Source organism: Larsenimonas rhizosphaerae (assembly GCF_023700005.1).
GTDB lineage: Bacteria > Pseudomonadota > Gammaproteobacteria > Pseudomonadales > Halomonadaceae > Larsenimonas > Larsenimonas rhizosphaerae.
Window position 1 is genome coordinate 1,740,572 of the sequence record NZ_JAMLJK010000001.1, and the last position, 21,790, is coordinate 1,762,361.

A 21,790-nucleotide genomic window follows, 5' to 3' on the forward strand; every position below is an offset into this window, starting at 1 on the left:
TCAATGCTCACCGCCGTCAGGCGTGACTTGGAAAACGTGCCATGGCCTGTGCCAGGCTTGAATGCATATCAGGTAATGAGAGTGTTCCAGGATGCGCTTCATCCGGATGGAATGACGCCATTACATCGATGCAGCGGCGAGGATTGCCCGGCTCGGACAGCACTTCATAAAACTGCTCCGCACTTGACCAGGAGGGCATGATCAGCAGACAGGGCTGCATGAAATCATCGATCAAAAGGCTCATTACCGGCAGACCGCCGGGACAGGCACGGCCCAGCCACTGTTGCCAGAGATCCGCCACCGGGCGCTTGAGTCCGCGCTCTGCCGGTAATGGAAGCAGCGCTGCCACGGTGCTTCCCGCCTGCCAGCGCTGCATGACGTAATAAAGCCGATGCAGACAGGCTGACAAAACGAACTCGGGCCGATTCCACATCATTGCCGCCGTGATATCGGACAGACTGTAATTCTCCAGAAAGCGCTCATTAACCCGCTGATAGAGCACAAGGTCCTGATCGGTCCAGTTGCGCAACTCGGACAGTGCCCGAATCGGATCAATCAGCGCATCGCCGTGGACCGCATCGGTAAGAATCTGTCTGATCTGGCTGGCAGAAATCTCGGCCAAAGTATGCTGACAGGTCAGCGTTCGGATCCGCTCACCATTGAGCATTTGATAAATAAAAAAGGGATAGCGACGTTGCGAGGCATCCGACGAGCTGATCATCGCCCCAATCACATTTCCTCCCGCCCGGGCGTGATAGCTGAAATAACAGATGGGCAGAGCATCGAAACGCTGCTGCCAGTCCGAGTGATCCAGAAAACGTAACAAGGCCTGCTGAAACCACTGATCCAGCTCTCTAATGACCTCTCCGGAGGCATTAACACCTACAAAGTCAGCTCTGCAGGGAATCTTGCCAAAGCAACCAATCATGATGCTCGTTCCTGTTGCTCATTGGCCCATTCCGGGAATGCTGAGCGCCTTGATACGCTTGAGATCCGAAACCCTTACACCACCAAAGTTGCGCACATCAAAGCTGACTGCACCCATCCAGGTCCGCCATTCAAAGCGCTGTCGCGCTCGATCAAGAGAAGTAATGTGCGCACTATCGATCATCCGCAAAAATCCCCAACGACCGGGATAGTCAAAGACTGTATGCCGTTCGCCATTACGATTGATGATATCCATGCGGGCACCAGAGGATCGGCCACCACCAGGCCAGATCATCCGCTCCCAGTGCTGACTGTTATTGCGATAGCGAACCGTTTGACCATCAAGGGTCAGCACGATTTCCGTTAGACCCGAGGTCGGATTTATCTGCAGTTCGAAGCCGTTTTGCAGATCGGAAAGGCTGTCGATCACACGCCCAAGCTCGGTGGCATTATCGATACTCTTGAGCATGCGAGGATCGACCATATTCGAACGCTGACCGCTACCGGAACCTGCCAGGTCACCAATCTCGTCATGACGAAACTTCGACAGCAGCCCATCATCAGGATCAATGAAATGAGAGAGGTCACGGACCGAGGCTTCATTGATCGAATCAGCTACCGGATAGCGACCCGCGATCATCTGCTGCCAGGGCGTATGAACCTGATCATTCCAGGCACCATTGAGCTGAGCACGAGCCGGTCCGTCGAGGGCCTTCCTGGTATTGTCCACTGGTGTACGAAACAGGGGTTGCAGGGACGCAACCAGTGGCATTCGAGACGTGTCCACGCGCGCTGCAATAAAATTGTGCAGCGTATTGATCTCGGAAGATTGCCCCGCCAGTGTTTCCATGATCAGTAACTTACTGCTGCGCCCCGTATCCTGAGCGCCACGGATGTTATCGATGCGGTTCTTGAGCTGGCGTAGATCCAGCAGGTACTGATTGATCACGGAATCATCGCTGCCTGTGGCTTCATCAGCCGCCAGTAGCCGTGAGACAGGGCGAAAATGGCGCGCCAGCGTGCCGTCGTTGATGCGCGGAAGCGACGTCAGGTCGATCGAGTGGTCATTGGCATCGTCGTCACCGAAGACCCGGGTGACACGTGCCCAGAACCCTTGATCCTGCTCGTGGCCACGTTGATCACCTTGTTCATCACGGGTACGCGGAGAATCCCAGCGGGTGTTTTCATCCACGGCCCTCAGAACCTGGCGCAGCGGCGAGGTCTGCAGATCACTGTATTGAGCCAGCCTATTACTGGCCTGATCCAGCGTATCGAACTGCGAGACGTGAGTGCTGCCCAGAAAGCGCTCCCATGCTTTGGCATAGTCACGCTTGTAGCGAGCCATCAACTGGCTGACAAAGCGGGCCTTTGACTGTACGGCATCGTCGGTATTTTCATCATCGAGCACCCAGTCAGACTCGCGATCGAGATCGCCAGATACCGTTTTGATGATTTCCGGGCGCAGATATTGCTCCCACACTTCATGGGTATAAAGGGCCGGCACAGCGCGGCTGGCATACAACAGCCGGCCGGACATGTCAGGCACCATTCGCGACAGCGTAAGCGGATCAAAGCGCTTTTCAGCTTCAAGTTGATAGCGCAGGTACTCACGATCCACCAGGCTGCTATCGATCAGAAAGGCATTGAGATTGGCGCGCGTATCGGCCACCAGCAGCTTATTGCGCTCAAGCGCCGGCGCCTCCCCCAATTGAAGAAAGTGCACATACAGCGCCGCACTGTCCACGATGCTTTCCCTGGACAGAGCGATCTCCTTCCTCTCTGCCATGTCGGTTAACAGACGTGGTAACGCTGTGGCCACGAAGTCTGCCTGGTCCTCATGAGCGTCCGGATCCGTCAGAATCAGATAGAGCTGCAGTGAGGAGTAACCCTCTATCAGACGCTCAATGTCCGCCTGATCAAGTCGCGTCAACATTTCTTCGGAAAGCGATGGCCCGCGCTGCTGGCCTGACGTTAATGCAACACCCGATGCCTCCGCCTTATTTCCATTCAGCTCTCCTGAAACATGTCCGCCCTGGCGTATACCTTCTTCTACCTCGGTGCGCAGATCGCTGCGCGCCGAATACCAGGCATCCCGAGCACTGTCGGTAGTACGTGAACGAGCCTCACTACGCACTCGGCTCCCTACCTCGGACAGGCTGGTAGGCACGCTACCCAGCGCAGCGCGTTCGGTGGAGCTCTCCTCCATGCGGGATACGGCAGAGTTGCCGATGGCCTGACCACGAGCGCTCAGCACCTGCGCCGGACGTTCATCAGCGCCAGACTCTTCCTGCATGGATTCATTGGCAGAGAGTTCATTACGAGTAGTCTCTGCACGGGTATCGAGCCCATCATGACGACCGGCCAGAACGTCCAGGTCACGCAGCTGTCGTGCCAGACGAATCTGCAGAGGTGCCAGCGCCTCGGCCTTCAGTAGCGCCCCCCAGGCCTGCATCAGGGCATCACGCATGGCATCGCCCTGATAAAGCCCCATGTCAAGCTGCAACGGCACCCCCTGCTGCCGATACTGCTCGATGGTGGTCAACTGGCGCTGCATGTCCTCCAGCAGGGCAAGACGCTGGTCCCGATCCATGTTCATGATCGGCCCACGCTCCTTCTGCTCAAGCGTGTGTGAGATACCATCAATCCATTGGTGATTGTGCCAGGCAGACCAGCCCTGCGCTGCTATAGCGGCCACGCCCAGCAGCCCTGCCGCACCGATCAGGAGCGGCGGTAGAGCGCGGCGATTACCGTGCCTTGAGTAGTAGAGGCTCAGATTACGATCAGCGAAGATGACGTCACGAAAGGTACCGGCAATAAAATAGCTTTTTTCGCCCTGTGACTCACGATCGTTGGCCACACCAATGCTTTGCTCCAGAGCAAAGTCATGGCGCGTTTGTTCATCCAGCAGCGCTGGCAGGGCCGGACCGCCTTGCAGGGCACTGGTAAAATAAAGACCGCGCAGTACGGGGGCACGCTCACCGTGAAGCTGGCTGTCAAACTGTTCAAGAAAGTCGCTGAGCACGCCCGAGAGTTCGGCAAAGTAGTCACAAAAGCGCAGAAGCTCGCTGTCTGCCTTGAGCCCCTCCTCCATTACGCGCCGATCCACCGTGGTACGAAGCTGATCGACAAGGTGCGGAAAGCGCTGCTGAAAGGCAGCAATCACGCCCTGCTGACGAAGCTCTTCAAGAGAGAAGGTAATACCCCAGGGACGCTGGCGCTCGGCGGCATCAAGTGATTCAAAGGTACGCGTAAAACCGGGTAACAGATCTGCCTTGCTGAAAAAGAGATAAATCGGTGGATTGAGCCTCAGGCAGTCACGGTACTCATCAACCCGGCTCACCAGCTGCTCTGCCAGTGCGTGGGCCTGTTGCCGGGAGTCCTTTAACAGATCCGGCAGACTGACAACCAGCACCAGGCCGTTAATGGCGGGACGACTGCGCTGCTTGCGAAGCGTTTTCAGAAAGTCGGCAAACTCACTGGCAGGACGATCATCGGTGAGATACCGTCCAGCCGTATCGATCATTACCGCCTCACGGCTGAAGTACCAGTCACAGTGCTGGGTGCCGCTGACAGCTGAAATCTGGCTGCCGCCGGCCATGGTGGCCGAGAGTGGGGAACGGGTCAGTAATGAAGTCTTGCCAGCCGAAGACATGCCCACGACCAGATACCACGGAAGTGCATAAAGGGACGCTCTGCCACCTTCAACCGAGCGAGAGGCACGCTGCATGGACAAGGCATGCTTGAGCCGCTCTCTCAAGACCTGGTAGTCACCCGGCTCGCTGTCGGCCGCTTCACGATGCACTTCGAGTTCAACCAGGTTTTCGATGTTGCGCTCGGAGCGAATACGATGGTACTGGCGAAGAACCACGGCCAACAGCCAGACGGCGGTTACAAGGGCCATGGCAATGAAAACCTGCTCCCGCTCCTGGGTTATCAGTGGCAGCAGTAAAACACACATGACAAGCCCAGCCAGCCACAGCACGATGGCCAGTGCCCAGAACCCCTTGAGCAAGCGCAGAAATCGTAGAAATCGCATCATGTCTTACTCACTCTTGCCCGGGGTAGTAAACAGTTGATGGACCTGTTCGGTCAGCGCCCCCGTCGCACTATCCAACCACCAGTGCAGACCGCCGTACACCGCCAGGCAGATCACGGCAATGGCCAGCAGATAAACCCAGAAAGGAATTTCATAGCGCAACAACTGCCCGACCTGATCAGGCAGCTTCCAGCTTTCGCTAATGCCGGCATCATGGTGACGGTAGCGGGCAATGTCCTGACCCAGCGTGTTGGCGATATAGCGAAGCTGCTCCCGATTCTCCAGGCTGTATTTGCCCTCGAAACCAAGCGCCAGGCATAAATGGTAGACCTCCAGCACATCAAGATTGCCTGGCACATCCGCGCGCAGCGCATCCAGACGGTCATAGAATCCTTCGCCAGCCAGATGTACACCAAAATAGCGGTATTGAAACGGATGCAGCTCAACATGTTCGCGAATGTTGCCCACACCGCCCTTGAGCACGCTTTCGTCAAGGAAGGCGCACAGTGCATACTGAGCATCCTTCACGGCGTCAGCGCTGTAATTTTCTCCTCGAGCATGCTCTTCAAAGTCCTTGAGCCATCGATCAACGCTCTCCAGAAATTTCTCGACACTTTCTGCCTGCTGACCGCGCCGCACCATGAGGACCATGGAGATGAAATCGCGCGAGAGATATTTCAGGGTTCGTGGAGCGGCCTCGTCTACCGGCCGGGCAAGGGCTTCATTCATTTCATTACCGCCATCAGTTCAATGCTGAGGTTGGTGAACCCGCTGGGTACGTAAAAGGCAATGGCCTGCGCCTTCATCATGCGTTCGTAAACACTTCCATGGGGCTCAAGAGCAAAATAGTGGTTGTCCAGCCTGGCCGGGATGGCGCTGGGTAGTCGAGGAGCATGGGTCAGTGTGCCGCCGGGCATCGCTGTATTAACGACGACTTCAATGTCTTCAGGAGATCCCACCTTGAAGGCCCTGGGGACCAGCTCCAGAATACGGGCACCGGGCATGTCGGCATGAACACTGATATAAAAGTCAGCGTCCTTGAGACGAGCATCATTGAGCCGCCCCATATAGTATGAGGGTCGGGTCTGTTCGAGCGGGATAGGGATGTATTGATTGGGAACCACAACATCCAACAGCTCTCGCACGACCTGCTCGAGCTTCAGCAGCGAAGGAGCCGGATTGTGATGGTCATACTCAGGAATATCAGCCAGTGCATGCGACATCGAAAATGTCATCAGACTGGCAGCGAGCTCCGCCAGAAAACGATAGAGCCTTTCAGGATGACATCCCGTATGAGCAATAAGGTGGGAGAGCTGAGGGTAGGCCCGGTTGATGGTATAAAGCAGCCAGAAAAGCGTGACGTCACTGGAGCCGAATTCAGCCACCTGGTCGGCGCGCTCGCGTCGACGTCCTGAAAGAGCCTCGCTGCGCGCCTGAAGCATGCCGACCAGACGGTTACCAATCTCGAGCGGCAATGAAGAAGAAGACAGATGAAGCGAAGGCGGCATGAATTCGCGCGTCTCGAGGCTGAATCCTCCAGCAGCATTGCGCTTGAGCAGGGCTATCGGACAACTGGTGTATCCGTCCAGGCTGTCACCTTCCATCAAAAGCGTAACATTAAGCTCCAGCATCCCAAGTTCGTTTTCAAGCGAGCCTTCATTGAGGTCAACCATAGTGTCGAAACGCTGGATAAAACGACGATTGCCATTGCGGGGTACGTTCTCGTTCAGGTAGCTGGGCGCCCAGGGTTCCACCACTTTCAATGCCGCATGGATGAGCACTTCGGTATTGCGAGATAACTCATTGAGATCACGACCGAGAGGCAGCGGGTCGTGTTGCGGGGCATCCATTAGTGTGCCATCGGGAAATACCATTTTGAGGCGAGTCAGTCGAAGAGTCCCCTGCTCCAGGGCCCCCTCATCAACGGTCAGTTGCTGAACGCCCCAGTGAAACGGCGTCTGAGACTGTCGCGCCGCAGCCTGCTGACGCTGATGAAACTCATCCTGATACTGAAAGTGTTGCGGCAAAAGGAACATGCCTTCTGACCACATGATGCGATTATGCTTGCTCACTTGAATTCATCCCGAACGCCGCCGCGTTTACCTTTATGCTGTCAGCACACTGATGTATAAGCATCAGCGCCCTCCTTCGATGTCTCGTCAATAACCGGTCGCTTGCCGACTAACGGTTGATCAGGTCATCGCCTCTTTCAAGCTCCATCCGGTCCCCCGCGAGTTTCACCCGAATGCCCTCGGAGGCGCTTATCAGACCGTCACGACGCAACTCATTGGCATTCAATGCCACATGCCATGCATTACCCCCTGTGTGACGAAAGAAAGCTGCAATGCCCACATAGCGGGTTCTTTCATCGAGAGGCGCCACGTCAATTCTTTCAGCGCCAGGCAATAATGTGAGCTCACGCTGGGAAATCAACGAGTCACCCAGCACACCCTCCGCATCATCCCATAGCCGGTCAGGGGCAGCCGTTGCAAAGGGTGGCAGCTCTCCAAGCTGATAGAGTCGCACTACTACCGATAAAGGCTCACCCTGAACATCCGGATTAAGCGAAGCGTCGCTTGTGATCACTACTCTCACGCGTTCCTGGTTGCCAAATAGATCACCCGCCCAGGAATTGCTCATACGATTACCAACCCGATCAGCAACGCCGCAACCGCCAACCAGGAAAACCGCGCAAAATATTAGTACGTACCGCATTGGTGACATTGACGACGCCTCGGATTGAACAGGCTTCTGATCGAGAAAAAGGCATGTTTGACATAGCCTTTATGAAATACATCACATACTTTATCAGATTAAATCGTTATAATCCGCACAAAAACTCACCTCAAGTTACGAAAATACACTTTATGGCGATTCAAAGGACCATGAAAAAACCGATTCTGACCCTATCAATGATGACAGTTCTGGCATGGTTAACAGGCTGTGCCTCACCCTCTCCCGAAGTTCATGCCATCAGGGCAGTGGAGCGATTTGAAGGGACCCTGCCATGCCCTGACTGTCGAGGTATCACCACCGAACTGGTAATCAGTCGCGACCCCATTACCGGCGCCTCGGAAAGCTTCTATATGCACGAAATCAGAGTCGATGCGCCGGGAGGCCAGCGCGTTAATACAAGCTGGGGCCAGTGGCGAATCGAACATGACCTTATTGACGACAACACCCGCTGCTACCGGCTGATACCAGAGATTGGAGACGAGCAACTTATGCTGATTCGCTCGGATGGCGCCCTTCAGCCCATGAACAATGAAGGCCAGGCTATTACCGATGATGAGGGTAAAGAGGCCCTTTTGAAGCCCGTGACACCTGACCTTTCAATATCCACAACGTCCTCTTCCTGAGGCGCAGAAGACCTGAATACGGACAGACGAAAAGCGAACGGAAGTGGAACATCAGCTTAAAGACATGTCAAAATTAGCCACGAAAAATAACAGAACCTTTAATACAGAAGCATATTGATTAATTATATTAATATACTCGAAAACAGGGCGTCGCCTGCCAGCGGCTGAATGAAGCGGTTCACACACAAGGTATCTGCAACCATGTCCAGGAAAACGTGATGACTCAGCCCCTCGATGTTGAAACGTTCATTCAGGCAAGAAAACGCACACGAATGATCTCGGACCTGCTGAAGGCGCGGGCCAGCGATCACCTATCTACTCTGGCGCCACTGGTCAGACCCCAGCCCTTGTTCGGGGAATATCTACAGGGCGCACCGCGAGGTAGCGGTCGGGAAAGCCAGCATCATTTCAAGGAGTTTCGCTCCCTGTTTGACAAGCATGCCGGTGCAGCGCCCTTCAACCTGATGAATGAACTGGATATCCCACTGAATATCATCAGTTCGACACCTGCGCTTTTTGCACTCGAATACGATATCGACCTGACCGCCGAGGAACGTATACGTGTTATCAGCCCGGTGCGCTGGGTGGTGGGGTATTCATCCTTTGAGTTGAGTCGTTTTCGAAAGGTGATCAACGATCCCAATCGCAGCAGCTCGGAACTGCAACGCTTTGTGGTGCACTATCTGATGCTGTTTCATTGTTTCAGCAAGGCTGATGGACTGGGAAGGCTGCTACGGGACCTCCGTTTTCCCATCAGCTTTCAACGACTCAAGGGGTTTGGTGATCTTCCCTTTTGCATCATGGGCTCGCCCATTAATGCCACACTGCCCGGTGAAGATATCATCCGTCAAAGCACCGACATTTCCGGCACCCACAGCTTCGAGGAGTTGATTGATGACACCGCCATCGACATCATGCAGGACGATCTGCGTGAGCAGCTTCTCACGGCCGTACACGACATGCCGGTCAGAACATGACTTTTGCCGCACTGAGCTGCGGTCATCCTCCAACAAGCCCGCCATAACGAAACAGGAAACCTTTCATGGCCAGAAATGATAGTACCCAGCACAAACTCTCACGTGTACGTGCGCCCCGTGTTCATCTGACCTATGACGTTGAGATTGGCGACAGCATCGAAAAGAAGGAACTGCCATTCGTGGTCGGGGTGGCGGGCGACTACTCGGGCAATCCGCTCGAGCCATTGCCGCGCCTCAAGGATCGCAAGTTCGTCAACGTTGATCGTGACAACTTCGACAGTGTCATGAAGGGCATCAAGCCACGCCTGAGCTATAGAGTCGACAACACGCTGGCCAACGATGGCACTCAGCTGCCGGTCGAACTTAATTTCAACCGGATGGAAGATTTCGAGCCGCAGGAAGTCGTACGCCAGGTCGAGCCGCTTCGCAAGCTGCTGGAAGTGCGCAGCAAGCTGGCAGACCTTCGCAACAAGATGGGAGGCAATGATCGGCTGGAGGAACTCCTGATGGACGTTCTGCAAAATACCGACAAACTCAAGACCCTGGGTGAAGAACTGGGTCGAGAAGCTGCCGCCAGACCGCACGAAGACAAGGAATAACAGGAGCAACCATGGCCGAGAATCAGATAGACCAGCAAATGCAAGGAGAGACCCAGGACACCTTTGCCCCGGAAGCCTCGCTACTGGACAGCATCATCTCCGAAAGCCGTGTGGCACGCTCGGAATCAGAGCGCAGCCGTACACGTGACCTGATCGATGAACTGGTCCATCAGGTACTTGATGGTGAAGTAACGCCCAGCAAGGACCTGATTGCCGTACTTGACTCGCGAATTGCAGAGATCGACTCGCTATTGTCCGAACAGCTCAACGAAATCATGCATGCCGGAGAATTTCAGCAGCTCGAATCCTCCTGGCGCGGGCTCAAGTACCTGACCGACCAGACTGAAACCAGCACCAACATGAAAATTCATGTGCTGAACGCATCCAAAAAGGATCTGGTCAAGGATCTCAAGTCGGCTTCTGAATTTGATCAGAGCGCGCTGTTCAAGAAAGTCTACGAAGAAGAATATGGCACCTTCGGTGGAGCGCCTTACGGCATGCTCATTGGTGACTATGAGTTCGGGCGTCATCCTCAGGACATGTACCTGCTCGAGCAGATCTCCCATGTGGCCGCCGCGGCGCATGCGCCGTTTATTTCATCGGCCTCTCCCGAGCTCTTTGGCTGGGACTCCTTTACGGACATGTCAGGCCCCCGCGACCTGTCAAGAATCTTCGACACGGTCGAATACGCCAAGTGGAAATCCTTTCGCAACTCGGAAGATGCCCGCTACGTGGGCCTCACCCTGCCCCATGTTCTTGGCCGGCTGCCCTATGGCGAAGAAACCACGCCGGTTGAAGAATTCAACTTCACCGAAAACGTCGATGGACGAGACCACAACCGCTATCTCTGGATGAATGCGGCCTATACCATGGGCGCACGTGTCAACGATGCCTTTTCAAAATATGGCTGGTGTGTCGCCATTCGGGGCGTCGAGGGCGGCGGCCTGGTAGAGGACCTTCCGACACATAACTTCCAGACCGATGATGGTGAAGTGGCCCTCAAGTGCCCAACCGAAATTTCGATCACCGATCGTCGCGAGAAGGAGCTTTCGGATCTGGGCTTCATCCCGCTGGTTCATTGCAAGGGCACCGATTATGCGGCCTTTTTCGGCACGCAATCGGCGCAGCTGCCCAAGCACTACAATACCGACGTTGCCAACGCCAACGCTCGACTCTCTTCGCAACTGCAGTACATCTTCGCCACATCGCGTATCGCTCATTTCATGAAGGCCATCATGCGCGACAAGGTGGGGAGCTTTGCATCACGCCAAAGCGTCGAGGACTACCTCAACGAATGGTTGTCTCAATACGTTTTGCTCGATGACAACGCTGGTCAGGAAGCGAAGGCGCAATATCCACTGCGTGAAGCCCGTGTAGAGGTTGCTGAAGTCCCCGGGAAACCCGGCGTCTACAAGGCGGTCACCTTCCTGCGTCCGCACTATCAGCTTGATGAGCTGACCGCATCGCTGCGATTGGTATCCGAACTGCCGCAATCCACGCGCAGTTCCTGATCAGGCACAGGCAGGCATCAGAAATATCTCCTGATCCCTGCCTGTGAAAGATCCCTGCCATGCTGAAGGAGCGCCCCGCTGATGAGTGACCACCTGCAAATGGTACCGACTCTGCTGGACAGGCTACTCGATGATGACCCTGCCAGGTCAAGCGAACCACGCCCTGGACACCTGTGCTCGCTGATCGAGTACAAGGCAAGCGTCGTGCGTGATCTCGAGCTGCTGGTCAACACTCGTCGCGAACTCATTGCCCGTGAACTGGACGACTGGCCAGCCCTGCAAGGCACCCTGCTTGACTATGGCCTGCCCGACTTCATCAGCCGCGGATTACACAGCAGCGTGGATCGGCGACTGATCCAGCGCCAGCTCGAACGTACCATAGAGCATGGAGATAGACGCTTCAGTAATGTCCGGGTACGCCTGCTCAACCAGGAGCATCATGACCGGGTGCTACAGTTCCGTGTTGAAGCCGTCCTGTCACTCAGCGAAGCCTCCCAGCGAGTCGCCTTCGATGCCGTGCTCCAGGTGACCACCCGCCAATACAAGGTTTCGAATCTTACCTGATGCTCGACGATCTGCTCCCCTACTACGAAAAGGAACTCTCGCACCTGCGTTTTCTGGGGCAGGAGTTCGCCGGACGCTATCCCAAGATCGCCTCTCGCCTGCTACTGGAAGGCGATCGCTGTGAGGATCCTCATGCCGAGCGCATGATCGAATCCTTTGCTTTCCTGAGCGCGCGCGTCCACAAAAAGCTTGATGACGACTTTCCGGAAATCGTCGAGTCCTTTCTGGACGTGCTGTATCCCCACTATCTGCGCCCCACGCCATCAATGTCGATTGTCGAGTTTGAACCAGGCAGACAGACCTCGCTGACCGGGTGTTACCACGTCCCGCGTCACAGCCTGTTGCATTCGCGTCCGGTAGGCGATGCCTTCTGTCGTTTTCGCACCTGTTATCCGGTCGATATCTGGCCCATTGCCGTGACAAACGCCAGCATGAAGCGCCTGGAGCGATCGGGCTTCAATGCCCACGGCAGTGAGCATGTCGCGCGCCTAAGCCTCTCTCTTGAAAGTCTTGGCAACACCGACTTTTCCAGGATGGCCGTTGATCGCCTGCGCTTTTTTCTGGATGGGGAAGGCGGCCTGATGCACACACTGCACGAATTACTGTTCAATAACGTGGCGCGCGTCAGTCTGAGCTTTATCGACAAGGGTCAGCGCCGGGAAGTGGCACTTGATCATGATGCCATCACGCCGGTTGGCTTTGATGCCGAAGAAGGACTGATCGATTATTCATCCCGTTCCTTCATGGGCTATAGGCTTCTGCATGAATACTTTGTCTTTCCCGAAAAGTTTCTTTTTTTTGATCTCAGCGGCCTGTCCCGGCGGCTGGCCGATCATTCCGTAACCGCTGTGCAGGTCAATATTTCGTTTCATCAATATGATCAGATGGATCAGCTGGCACGTCTGGAGCAGACGCTTGGCCGGCACAATTTTCGTCTGGGCTGCACACCGATCGTCAATCTTTTCACTCAGCAGGCCGAGCCCATTCGCCTGACCCATACCCGTCACGAGTACCCCGTGGTACCCGACGTGCGTCACGCCCATTCGACGGAAATTGTCTCCATCGATGAGGTAACCCGCGTCGTACGCAGCGCAACACGCGATGAAATTACGCCCTGCCTGCCCTTTTTCGAACCTCGCGACAGTGATCATGGAAAGCATCAGAGCTACTGGATCGGACGTAGGGTGGCAGGAACCAGCAGGCAGGACCCGGGGACGGACATGCGACTTCGAATAGTGGATCGAGAGCTGGAGCTTGTTGAGAGCAGCAGCGACACTCTGAGCCTGCGCCTTACCTGCAGCAACCGTGAACTGCCAGGGCTGATGGCCATTGGCCACCCTCAGGGAGATTTCACCATGGAGCAGGAACAGGTAGTGCAACGTATTCGAGCCTTGAGAAAACCGACTGCACCGGTACGCCCACCACTGGGCAAGGGTCGAGTCTGGCGCCTTGTCTCACACTTGTCTCTCAATCACATGTCGCTGGTCAATGACGGGCGCGAAGCATTGATGGAGCTTTTAACGCTTTACAACTATCGCGAAACGTCAGCGACCCGAAAACAGATCAACGGCATTACCGCCGTCGAAAGTGCGCCGGTCATGACCCGTATCGGCCATCCCAGACCATCCTTCGTACGTGGCACGGGTATTACGCTGACTCTGGATGAGAGCCAGTTCACCGGTAGCGGTATCTACCTCTTTGCCATGGTGCTGGATCGCTTTTTCGGCATGTACTGCTCTCTGAACAGCTTCACCCAATTGACCCTGCGCTCGCCCCAGCGCGAACAACGAGTTGCCCAATGGCCTCCAAGAACCGGTACTCAGCCCCTGGTCTGATCGATCAGGCGCGTGCGGAGCCCTGGCGTTTCGGCTTTTTCCAGTTGGTCCGACTGTTACGTCTGCACTACAGCCGTAACGGTCGTATTGATCCTGAAAATCGTCCTCATCAGGACCCGTTGAGATTTCGTAGCCTGCTGTCGCTGAACTTCCCACCCAGCGAGATCAGCGACCTGCGCTTTGAAAGCGTGCCTTCCGGCCCGGCCGGTGATGCCCCGCTCAGCGAGGTTCAGGTCACGTTCATGGGGCTGGTCGGCCCGTCCGGCGTACTGCCTCGCCCCTATACCGAACTGCTGATCAACCGTCATATGGAAAAGCGTGACGATGCAGCTCACGCCTTCATGGACTTTTTCTCCCATCGAATGACGGCGCTCTTCTATGAGGCATGGCAAAAGTACCGCTTTCATATCGAGTACGAGCGCAAGGGCAGCGCTGCCTTTGAAGATGCCCTTCTGCATCTGACCGGCCTGACCCGGCACACCATGGACAAAACGTTCGCCGAAGACGATCCGGCAACACTGCGCCGTGAACTGTTTGACTGGTTTTCAGGACTCTGGACGCAACGGCCGCGCAATGCCGGCAACCTGCAGGCAATGCTTGAGTACACCTTCCGCCAGCCCTGCCATGTCAGCTCTTTTGCCGGGCGCTGGATCACTCTTGAACGTGATCAATACACCTGCCTGGGCCAGTCCAACGCCCGGCTTGGGGAAAGTGCCATCGCCGGCACCCGGGTCAAGGACTACCAATCCACTTTTCGCATTACTTTCGGACCATTATCCCTTGAAGCCTATGAGGCTCTGCTACCCGGCACCGATCAGTATCGAAAGCTCGTACGCATGGTGCGCTTTTATGTTGGCATCGAACTGGATTTCCAGATCGAATTGATACTTGATCGTGATGCCATTCCAGAACCACAGCTTGGTGCGGCCGGCAATGTTCGCCCGGGGCATCTGGGTTGGCTTAAATCCGGCAATCGTCAGTCCCGGGCACACGGGCATGCAATCTTTGACATTTTCTACAATGGAGCCACGGCGTGAGTCTCAAATCTTTGTTCGATAAGCTCAATGACCCCACCCGCACCGCTACCGAGGGTGCAGCAGCACTCTGTCTTGCGGAACGTCAGTATGACGTCGACGTCGAACATTTGCTGTTAAAGCTGCTCGACAGCGATGATAACGACGTATTGCGCATTGCGCGCCATTATGATGTGGCACTTGATCGCCTGGCCGGTCAGCTGGAAGAGACCATTTCAACCTTCAAGACCGGCAACACCCGAACGCCCGCCCTGTCCCCGCGCATCACGAAATTAATCGAACGCGCCTGGGTCATTGCCTCCATCGACCAGGGCGACACTCTGATACGCAGTGGCCATCTGCTGCTCGCGCTTTTAAAGGATGACGAGCTGCGCCGTGTGGTGATTGATGGTGCTCGCGCACTCGAGCGTATCAATGTAGATGACCTGCAGGCCCATTTCAGTGATCTGGTAACCGGCAGCAGCGAGGAGCATCATGCCAGTCCTCCCTCCGAAGGCGCTTTTAACGCAAGCGGGGCATCGGGGGCGGCCGCTGGCACTCGCAGTCAAAAGACACCGGCGCTGGATCAATACACCGTTAACCTGACAGGCAATGCCCGAGCCGGTCGCATTGACCCTGTACTGGGACGAGAGCAGGAAGTACGCCAGATGGTCGATATTCTGACACGCCGGCGTCAGAACAATCCGATCCTTACCGGCGAAGCCGGGGTGGGAAAGACTGCGGTGGTCGAGGGCCTGGCACTCCGCATCGTCAACGGTGACGTACCGCCCCCCCTGAAAAATGTCGAACTGCGCACACTGGATCTCGGCCTTTTACAGGCAGGTGCCGGCGTCAAGGGTGAGTTCGAAAACCGTCTTAAAAACGTGATCGAAGAGACGCGCAAGAGCCTCCAGCCAATCATTCTTTTCATTGATGAGGCTCATACGCTGATCGGCACCGGTGGTCAGGCCGGCCAGGGTGATGCCGCCAACCTGCTCAAGCCTGCACTGGCACGAGGCGAGCTTCGCACCATCGCTGCTACAACCTGGGCCGAGTACAAGAAGTACTTTGAAAAGGACGCCGCCCTCGCCCGCCGTTTTCAGGTGGTCAAGGTCGAGGAGCCCGAAGAGCCGGTAGCCATTAACATGCTGCGCGGCCTGTCCAGCCGCATGCAGGAGCATCATGGCGTGACCATCATGGACGACGCCATTGTTCAGGCCGTCCGTCTGTCCCATCGCTACATTACCGGTCGTCAGCTGCCTGACAAGGCCGTTAGCGTGCTGGATACCGCCTGTGCGCGGGTAGCACTGGCGCAATCCTCACAACCTGCTGCACTGGAGGATGCCCATCGCCGCGTTGATAACATTCAGACCGAGATTCAGGTGCTCGAACGCGAGCAGTTCGAGGGTAGTGATCACGGTGACGCGCTGGTGACACTGAATGAGACACTTGAGAACACTCGACATGAGATCGAGTCACTCGAGTCCCGCTGGCAGCGCGAGATGGCAATTGTCGAGCGTCTGAAAACGCTGGAAGCCCGGCGTAATGAGCTGACCAGTAATACGGCGACAGTGGATAGCGAAAAAGATTCTGAAGCGCTGGGCCGGCAGATCGGCGATACACGACGTGAACTTTTACAGGTTCAGGAGGCGCAGTCGCTGGTACATGGGCATGTTGATGGCAACGTGATCGGGGAAGTCATTTCCGGCTGGACAGGTATCCCACTGGGCAAGATGGTACGAGACGAGATCACGACTGTTCAGCAACTGCCCGAGTTGCTGGGCGAGCGTGTGCTGGGACAGGATCATGCCCTTGCGGAAATCGGCAAGCGTATCGCCATTTCACGCGCACGTATGGAAGATCCCAACAAGCCGATCGGTGTCTTCCTGCTGCTAGGCCCCAGTGGCGTAGGCAAAACCGAAACTGCCCTGTCGCTGGCGGATACACTCTATGGCGGCGAGCGCAATGTCATCACCATCAACATGTCGGAATACCAGGAGGCCCACACCGTCTCGAGCCTCAAAGGCTCCCCCCCCGGATATGTGGGTTACGGTGAAGGCGGTGTGCTGACCGAGGCCGTCAGACGCAAGCCCTATAGTGTGGTGCTTCTTGACGAAGTTGAAAAAGCGCACCCCGATGTTCTGGAACTCTTTTTCCAGGTCTTCGACAAGGGTGTACTTGATGACGGTGAAGGACGCGAGATCAACTTCCGCAATACCGTCATTTTATTGACCTCCAACGTGGGCACCGAAGAGATAATGCGGCGCTGCCTGGGCGCCGAGACACTACCGGCGCCTGATGACATCGTTAACGGTCTTCGGAACCAACTCAACACCGTATTCAAGCCTGCGTTCCTCGGGCGGCTCAATATCATCCCTTACTACCCGGTACAAAAGGAGATTCTGGCCAACATCGTGCGTCTCAAGCTTGACCGCATCAAAAGTCGTTTCGAATACAACCATCGCGCAATGCTGGCCTATGACCCGGCCATTATAGAGACGATTGCCGAGCGCTGTACCGATACCGATAGCGGCGCACGTAGTATCGACAATATTCTTTCCGGGTCACTCATGCCCTCGCTGGCAGCACAGGTACTGGATCGCATGGCACGAGGTGAAGCAATCGAACGGCTCGATATCATGCTTGATGAGCAGGGTGAGTTTGCTTACGAACTCCACTGATGACTCACTCAGGAATGCTCATTAAATTACCTTTCATAAAAGCAATGATGGCCATGCGAATTATTTTGAGTTGACAAGGTATGCGCTATTACTCTGTCAATAATTCTTATTGAGCCAACTTATTATTACTGGCTTACAGGAACAAATGGATCGGTGAGCTCTCCGAGACTGGAGGCTCACCGTATATCGAGTGGTATCCACAGCTCACGGTAATCCTGAAGCCTCGGCCTTGCATGCTGATGCATACGGTTATACGGATATGGGCAAATACATCATTGAGTTACCTTCGATATATCACATGGAAACCCTTTTCCAGTCCCAAATATATCGATGCTAATGTGGTTAGTATTGCTCTCACATTCCTTGCAAGTTCTGTCGGCACCCATAACACTACTTGTACTTCTACTATCAGTAGCCACAGCTTTATTACTTAAGCCTCCCCTGAACAGGCGCAACTCTACCTGCATTGAATAACCACAGCTACTTGCTTGAGTTGAAAGCGAGTGTTGCTGCCTGGAGGCCCATCGGCAGCTGACCTTACAGATGCGACCTGATAGACATATACAGCCAGCCCTTCTTTCAACCCGGAAAAAACTCTGACTTGAAAGTATGTCCCGTCGATATACCCCTTATAGCAGACTCACGTTAATCCGAGCGGGCTGCTGGAAATGCCTTATCGAACATGCTGCTCATCAGATAGCGTATAAATGGCGCCCCACCCCGGCGCAGCCTGGTAGACAGGAGCATTGTTTCTCGGCTTTTCTGGTTCGTTCATGAAACAGTCGCCAGAGCGTTAGCGCAATTTTTCATGTTAAAAGACTCAGACTTTCCAATCCGGACATTCAAGGCTCATTGCAGGGCTTCGGATGTTCAGACGCACTCCGGTCGGTCAGTAATGGATGCAAAGCATTATCCACCGCCTGATCGACAAGGCCCTGTTCAAGATACAAAGAAGCTTGAACTGTCTCCGGTAGAACACACTACACCACATGCAATATCCATTGGGCCGATAACACCTCGCATTTGGAAACCGGCATCAAACGTTTATAACCCGGTGTCCCACTTAATAGGACACTCCCTGTTCCGTGATATAGCCGACTCACAAGCCCATGCTGAGCACTGCAAGGTAGCGAATTGTAAATATTCCAATACAACGAGGTGACTCATGGATTATTCCACTTATGCAGGCGTTATCAACAGCACTCATGTTCGCCGTTATCCGGATCGAATCGGGGCGTTTGGCGCATCCATCATGTGGATGACAGGAAACGGAAGTGAGGATGCCGATGAGATGCAATTTCGCCTTACACAGGTAGGTCTGCCGGCATCAACGCGCTGGGCTACAGGCATGGCTGTTTCCGGGCGGGCCGTTGATGGATATGTGCGCTATCTGGATAACATGCTTGCCCCCATGAAAGGTGCAGAAAAGGGGCTGATACTGGTTCATGGACCGGGCAATTCAGTCACTGCCAAAGGTCCTTACCCCGGAGGTGCCGAGGAAATTTACACGGGCATGCGCACCGTATTGCAGGGCATTGCCGATAGAGGCTACACCCCTCTTTATCTCGGGCTGACCTATCGTCGCCCCCAGAAATCAAAACCCCGTGAAACCGCCACTTACAATCGAGAAATATGCTGGCCGTTGATCAAGGAATTTTCACCGGCAATCTGGGATTGGGACAATGACAGGCCAGCCTGGGACTTTTATCGACTCACACAGGAGCTGGGCCCATGGCTACAGGACGATAATGTACATCCCTCTCCCCCCATGCGCTGTGCCATGAGAACCTGGTGGGCCATGAAACTTGGTGAGCTACTGCACTCACGTCCGGCAGTCAGTGCCGCAGACTTCAAGGGAAAACGTATCGTTTTTTCCTTCAGCCCGGATCAAAAGTCGGCCTTCAATAACATCAACGTCATGATTGCCAGCAATGAGTCAGGTTCGAGCACCGGGCAAAATTCTGCCGCAGGCTGCTCTCGCGTCCTGACTACCGAAGGTCGGCCGCTCGATGGCGTATGGGCCACCTCGATGGGCTATAGCGGGCACAATAACAAGGGGCGAACGACGGGCACAGGCGATACCAGCGCCAGTATCCAGAATGAGACCCTGATTGCACACAATCTATACAGCGGACATGACGATGTATTTGAAGCCTTGACCATTCGAGGCTTGCCGCAGGGGCTCTATGGCACATTGACGCTTATTGCGAGCAGAAAGGCGGACGATGAAAAACGACGGGGAGATTTTTGGCTTGAAGGCCATGAGCATACAAAATATCAGGTAGATGCCTCCCTCAACCCTCCCAAACCCATCAAAATGCGATTCGAAGTACAGGGAAACCACTTGGTACTGCTAGGCCAGAAACAGCCAGACAGCGAGTATTGTTACCTTGCAGGAGCTCAACTGGATTTCGATATCTAATCCTCAATTCCACATGATGGATTCAAAAACCATTAAAAAAAGCCCTGGTACAGTGTACCGGGGCTAATACAGCAAGGAATATCCATATGCGTACTTCAGACATCGACATGACCACCAGAATTGAACCAAGGGCTATTGCACTCCTTCCTGTTGAAGACGTTTCTTCTCGGCCGCTTTCCTGGTCTTGCCTGCACGAGAAGGAGGCTGACAAATACCGCATACAAAATTATGTTCAAGGCTGTGCGCGTGAGCCACGAACTGGCCGCCACAGCGAGTACAAGGTGACAGCTGCAGCATGTCGCTTTCGAAAAAACGAATCAGCGTCCAGGCCCGTGTCAGTCCGAGTACCGCTTCATCTTCCTCAAGCAGTGAAATCTGCTCCAGATACAGTTTGTAGCTTTTAATGAGCGCATCCATCCGTGAGCAATCACTGCTCTCACTGACATAGCGATAAATATTGTAAAAAAGCGATGAGTGGATATTCGGTGACCAGGTAACAAACCAGTCAGTCGAAAATGGCAGCATCCCCTTGGGTGGCGACATGCCCCGTATTTCCTTATAGAGCTTGATAAGGCGGCCACGACTCAGATCTGTTTCGGATTCAAGCACTTGAAGCCGGGCACCGAGTTCAATCAGCTCGATGGCCATCTGAACCTGTTTAACCTCATTGAGAACGCTTTTATCAGCCACGACGCTTACCTCCTGCTACTGCTTCGCCACCAGAGCGCCCTGCCAGCAAAATGGCTTCATGGGTACGTTGAAGATCGTTAGTGCGGTTGCTGCCGGTGAGTGCCTCAAGCGCTGGCACGCTATCAAGAGAGAAATGGCACAGCAACTGGCTTGAGCTGGCAAGCTTGGCAAGCTCGGAAATCGGCAAACCACTCAGCACGTTAGCCATCTCTGCGCTGATCTTCAGCCGAAACATGGCCTGATCACGGTCTTCGTTCAACAGTCGCTGAACCAGCAACAGGTAGGACAGGTTAACGTTACGGATATCTTCGAGCAGGCTGGATGCAGAGTTCATGGGTGAGATCCTCGAATGTCGCTTGAATATGGTTTTTTTGTAATCCAGTTTTCTTCTTAAAGGTCTTTTGAAATTTTTTGTTACCTTTTGCAGCTAGATTACACATCACACAAAAAGATTACAAACACTAATCTCAAAAAAATCAGTCTAATACTCCCAAAAATAACTATCGGCTCACCTTCCTAAATTAAATTTGGCTATCAAAAAAAACCCTTAAAAAACATGAGTTTATAAAACAACTCTCCCTATCTCATTAAAAAACAACCTTTTTTAAAGCAGCTACCCACCCCCTATTTGTAGTACAGTAGTGGAAAAGACACCAACCTATAAGATTAGAAAATTACTACTTTTCATGAAATTTTTGCGACTCAGCGTATGCTGACAACGAAACATCTGGTTACAAAAAGGGCGAACATACAAAAAAAGCGCCCTTCCGGGCGCCTTATCAATTGTTACCTGTATCAACAGGTCTCGGTGGGTACGGTTTCTGCATCCCAGCGGAGATAGGCGGTATAGGCATTATTCAGAAACAGGAGGATATGAGAGAGCGTATTGGCGTTGGCAACCGTCAGATCATGGCAAAGTGCATTGACATAGTTCTGCTCCTGAAGCTGTTCACAGTCGAGATCTGGAGCAATAAAGGGGTAGACGATAAAGCGAAGCAGCACTTGCTGATGATGCTTCAGGCAACCCTGCCAGTGCAGCATCTCGAAAAGTTCGGCCGATGAGGCGCCTCGCTCCAAATGCATGGATATTACGCGCTGATTACTGGCTACAGCCCGTTTGTACCTCCCCAGCAATTCAATCATTGTCATGGCCGACTCCACTTGTGCTTCTGATCT

The 21,790-nt window shown here is 54.3% G+C and carries 17 protein-coding genes; 9 read left to right on the plus strand and 8 right to left on the minus strand.

What is annotated here, in order from left to right:
- Positions 1 to 16 precede the first annotated feature (16 nt).
- The 5 genes from tagF to tssJ all read right to left on the minus strand — a co-directional run bounded on the left by tagF (position 17) and on the right by tssJ (position 7,687).
- The gene (tagF, locus tag NAT21_RS07940) at positions 17 to 928 is read right to left on the minus strand and encodes a type VI secretion system-associated protein TagF (RefSeq protein ID WP_250937036.1); all 912 of its coding nucleotides are present in this window, start codon (positions 926 to 928) and stop codon (positions 17 to 19) included.
- An 18-nt stretch (positions 929 to 946) separates the two neighbouring features.
- Positions 947 to 4,966, minus strand: a complete 4,020-nt coding sequence (locus NAT21_RS07945; protein ID WP_250937039.1) for a type VI secretion protein IcmF/TssM N-terminal domain-containing protein — start codon at positions 4,964 to 4,966, stop codon at positions 947 to 949.
- Positions 4,967 to 4,969: 3 nt separating this feature from the next.
- Positions 4,970 to 5,692: a type IVB secretion system protein IcmH/DotU gene (gene icmH, locus NAT21_RS07950; RefSeq protein ID WP_250937041.1), complete on the minus strand. Its 723-nt coding sequence runs from the start codon at positions 5,690 to 5,692 to the stop codon at positions 4,970 to 4,972.
- Positions 5,689 to 7,035 carry a type VI secretion system baseplate subunit TssK gene (gene tssK / locus NAT21_RS07955; protein WP_250937049.1) on the minus strand — a complete coding sequence of 449 codons (1,347 nt, stop codon included), beginning with the start codon at positions 7,033 to 7,035 and terminating at the stop codon, positions 5,689 to 5,691. The genes icmH and tssK overlap by 4 nt, the downstream gene beginning before the upstream one ends.
- A 109-nt stretch (positions 7,036 to 7,144) precedes the next feature.
- A complete protein-coding gene (gene tssJ, locus NAT21_RS07960; RefSeq protein WP_322974097.1) occupies positions 7,145 to 7,687 on the minus strand; it encodes a type VI secretion system lipoprotein TssJ in 543 nt (180 codons plus the stop codon).
- 44 nt (positions 7,688 to 7,731) lie between these two features.
- On the opposite strand from tssJ, the gene NAT21_RS07965 reads away from it, so the two are divergent.
- The 9 genes from NAT21_RS07965 (at position 7,732) to NAT21_RS08005 (ending at position 19,924) form a co-directional block, all read left to right on the plus strand.
- Positions 7,732 to 8,322 (plus strand): copper resistance protein NlpE N-terminal domain-containing protein, encoded by a 591-nt coding sequence (locus NAT21_RS07965; RefSeq protein ID WP_250937051.1) that lies wholly within the window; start codon positions 7,732 to 7,734, stop codon positions 8,320 to 8,322.
- A 218-nt stretch (positions 8,323 to 8,540) separates the two neighbouring features.
- Positions 8,541 to 9,299 (plus strand): hypothetical protein, encoded by a 759-nt coding sequence (locus NAT21_RS07970; protein WP_250937054.1) that lies wholly within the window; start codon positions 8,541 to 8,543, stop codon positions 9,297 to 9,299.
- A 65-nt stretch (positions 9,300 to 9,364) separates the two neighbouring features.
- Positions 9,365 to 9,898: a type VI secretion system contractile sheath small subunit gene (tssB, locus tag NAT21_RS07975; RefSeq protein WP_250937065.1), complete on the plus strand. Its 534-nt coding sequence runs from the start codon at positions 9,365 to 9,367 to the stop codon at positions 9,896 to 9,898.
- An 11-nt stretch (positions 9,899 to 9,909) separates the two neighbouring features.
- Positions 9,910 to 11,409: a type VI secretion system contractile sheath large subunit gene (gene tssC / locus NAT21_RS07980; RefSeq protein WP_250937067.1), complete on the plus strand. Its 1,500-nt coding sequence runs from the start codon at positions 9,910 to 9,912 to the stop codon at positions 11,407 to 11,409.
- Positions 11,410 to 11,490: 81 nt separating this feature from the next.
- Positions 11,491 to 11,973 carry a type VI secretion system baseplate subunit TssE gene (tssE, locus tag NAT21_RS07985; RefSeq protein ID WP_250937070.1) on the plus strand — a complete coding sequence of 161 codons (483 nt, stop codon included), beginning with the start codon at positions 11,491 to 11,493 and terminating at the stop codon, positions 11,971 to 11,973.
- Positions 11,973 to 13,808, plus strand: coding sequence for a type VI secretion system baseplate subunit TssF (gene tssF / locus NAT21_RS07990; RefSeq protein WP_250937072.1), 1,836 nt, complete (start codon positions 11,973 to 11,975; stop codon positions 13,806 to 13,808). The genes tssE and tssF overlap by 1 nt, the downstream gene beginning before the upstream one ends.
- Complete coding sequence (gene tssG, locus NAT21_RS07995) at positions 13,772 to 14,845, plus strand: type VI secretion system baseplate subunit TssG (protein ID WP_250937073.1); 1,074 nt, start codon at positions 13,772 to 13,774, stop codon at positions 14,843 to 14,845. Before tssF ends, tssG begins: the two co-directional genes overlap by 37 nt.
- Positions 14,842 to 17,502, plus strand: coding sequence for a type VI secretion system ATPase TssH (tssH, locus tag NAT21_RS08000; protein ID WP_250937074.1), 2,661 nt, complete (start codon positions 14,842 to 14,844; stop codon positions 17,500 to 17,502). Before tssG ends, tssH begins: the two co-directional genes overlap by 4 nt.
- 1,165 nt (positions 17,503 to 18,667) lie before the next feature.
- Positions 18,668 to 19,924 (plus strand): SGNH/GDSL hydrolase family protein, encoded by a 1,257-nt coding sequence (locus NAT21_RS08005; RefSeq protein WP_250937075.1) that lies wholly within the window; start codon positions 18,668 to 18,670, stop codon positions 19,922 to 19,924.
- A gap of 132 nt (positions 19,925 to 20,056) precedes the next feature.
- Here the strand turns inward: NAT21_RS08005 and flhC are convergent, their stop codons facing one another.
- The 3 genes from flhC to NAT21_RS08020 all read right to left on the minus strand — a co-directional run bounded on the left by flhC (position 20,057) and on the right by NAT21_RS08020 (position 21,763).
- Positions 20,057 to 20,614 (minus strand): flagellar transcriptional regulator FlhC, encoded by a 558-nt coding sequence (gene flhC / locus NAT21_RS08010; RefSeq protein WP_250937076.1) that lies wholly within the window; start codon positions 20,612 to 20,614, stop codon positions 20,057 to 20,059.
- Positions 20,607 to 20,948 carry a flagellar transcriptional regulator FlhD gene (flhD, locus tag NAT21_RS08015; RefSeq protein ID WP_250937077.1) on the minus strand — a complete coding sequence of 114 codons (342 nt, stop codon included), beginning with the start codon at positions 20,946 to 20,948 and terminating at the stop codon, positions 20,607 to 20,609. Before flhD ends, flhC begins: the two co-directional genes overlap by 8 nt.
- A 461-nt stretch (positions 20,949 to 21,409) precedes the next feature.
- Positions 21,410 to 21,763 carry a hypothetical protein gene (locus NAT21_RS08020; protein ID WP_250937079.1) on the minus strand — a complete coding sequence of 118 codons (354 nt, stop codon included), beginning with the start codon at positions 21,761 to 21,763 and terminating at the stop codon, positions 21,410 to 21,412.
- Between the last annotated feature and the right edge of the window lie 27 nt (positions 21,764 to 21,790).

What these genes read in the sequence shown, in the direction of transcription:
- tagF (WP_250937036.1), bottom strand. Translation starts at nt 928, where the DNA reads ATGATTGGTTGCTTTGGCAAGATTCCCTGCAGAGCTGACTTTGTAGGT.
- NAT21_RS07945 (WP_250937039.1), bottom strand. Translation starts at nt 4,966, where the DNA reads ATGATGCGATTTCTACGATTTCTGCGCTTGCTCAAGGGGTTCTGGGCA.
- icmH (WP_250937041.1), bottom strand. Translation starts at nt 5,692, where the DNA reads ATGAATGAAGCCCTTGCCCGGCCGGTAGACGAGGCCGCTCCACGAACC.
- tssJ (WP_322974097.1), bottom strand. Translation starts at nt 7,687, where the DNA reads ATGTCACCAATGCGGTACGTACTAATATTTTGCGCGGTTTTCCTGGTT.
- NAT21_RS07965 (WP_250937051.1), top strand. Translation starts at nt 7,732, where the DNA reads ATGTTTGACATAGCCTTTATGAAATACATCACATACTTTATCAGATTA.
- NAT21_RS07970 (WP_250937054.1), top strand. Translation starts at nt 8,541, where the DNA reads ATGACTCAGCCCCTCGATGTTGAAACGTTCATTCAGGCAAGAAAACGC.
- tssB (WP_250937065.1), top strand. Translation starts at nt 9,365, where the DNA reads ATGGCCAGAAATGATAGTACCCAGCACAAACTCTCACGTGTACGTGCG.
- tssC (WP_250937067.1), top strand. Translation starts at nt 9,910, where the DNA reads ATGGCCGAGAATCAGATAGACCAGCAAATGCAAGGAGAGACCCAGGAC.
- tssE (WP_250937070.1), top strand. Translation starts at nt 11,491, where the DNA reads ATGAGTGACCACCTGCAAATGGTACCGACTCTGCTGGACAGGCTACTC.
- tssF (WP_250937072.1), top strand. Translation starts at nt 11,973, where the DNA reads ATGCTCGACGATCTGCTCCCCTACTACGAAAAGGAACTCTCGCACCTG.
- tssG (WP_250937073.1), top strand. Translation starts at nt 13,772, where the DNA reads ATGGCCTCCAAGAACCGGTACTCAGCCCCTGGTCTGATCGATCAGGCG.
- NAT21_RS08005 (WP_250937075.1), top strand. Translation starts at nt 18,668, where the DNA reads ATGGATTATTCCACTTATGCAGGCGTTATCAACAGCACTCATGTTCGC.
- flhD (WP_250937077.1), bottom strand. Translation starts at nt 20,948, where the DNA reads ATGAACTCTGCATCCAGCCTGCTCGAAGATATCCGTAACGTTAACCTG.
- NAT21_RS08020 (WP_250937079.1), bottom strand. Translation starts at nt 21,763, where the DNA reads ATGACAATGATTGAATTGCTGGGGAGGTACAAACGGGCTGTAGCCAGT.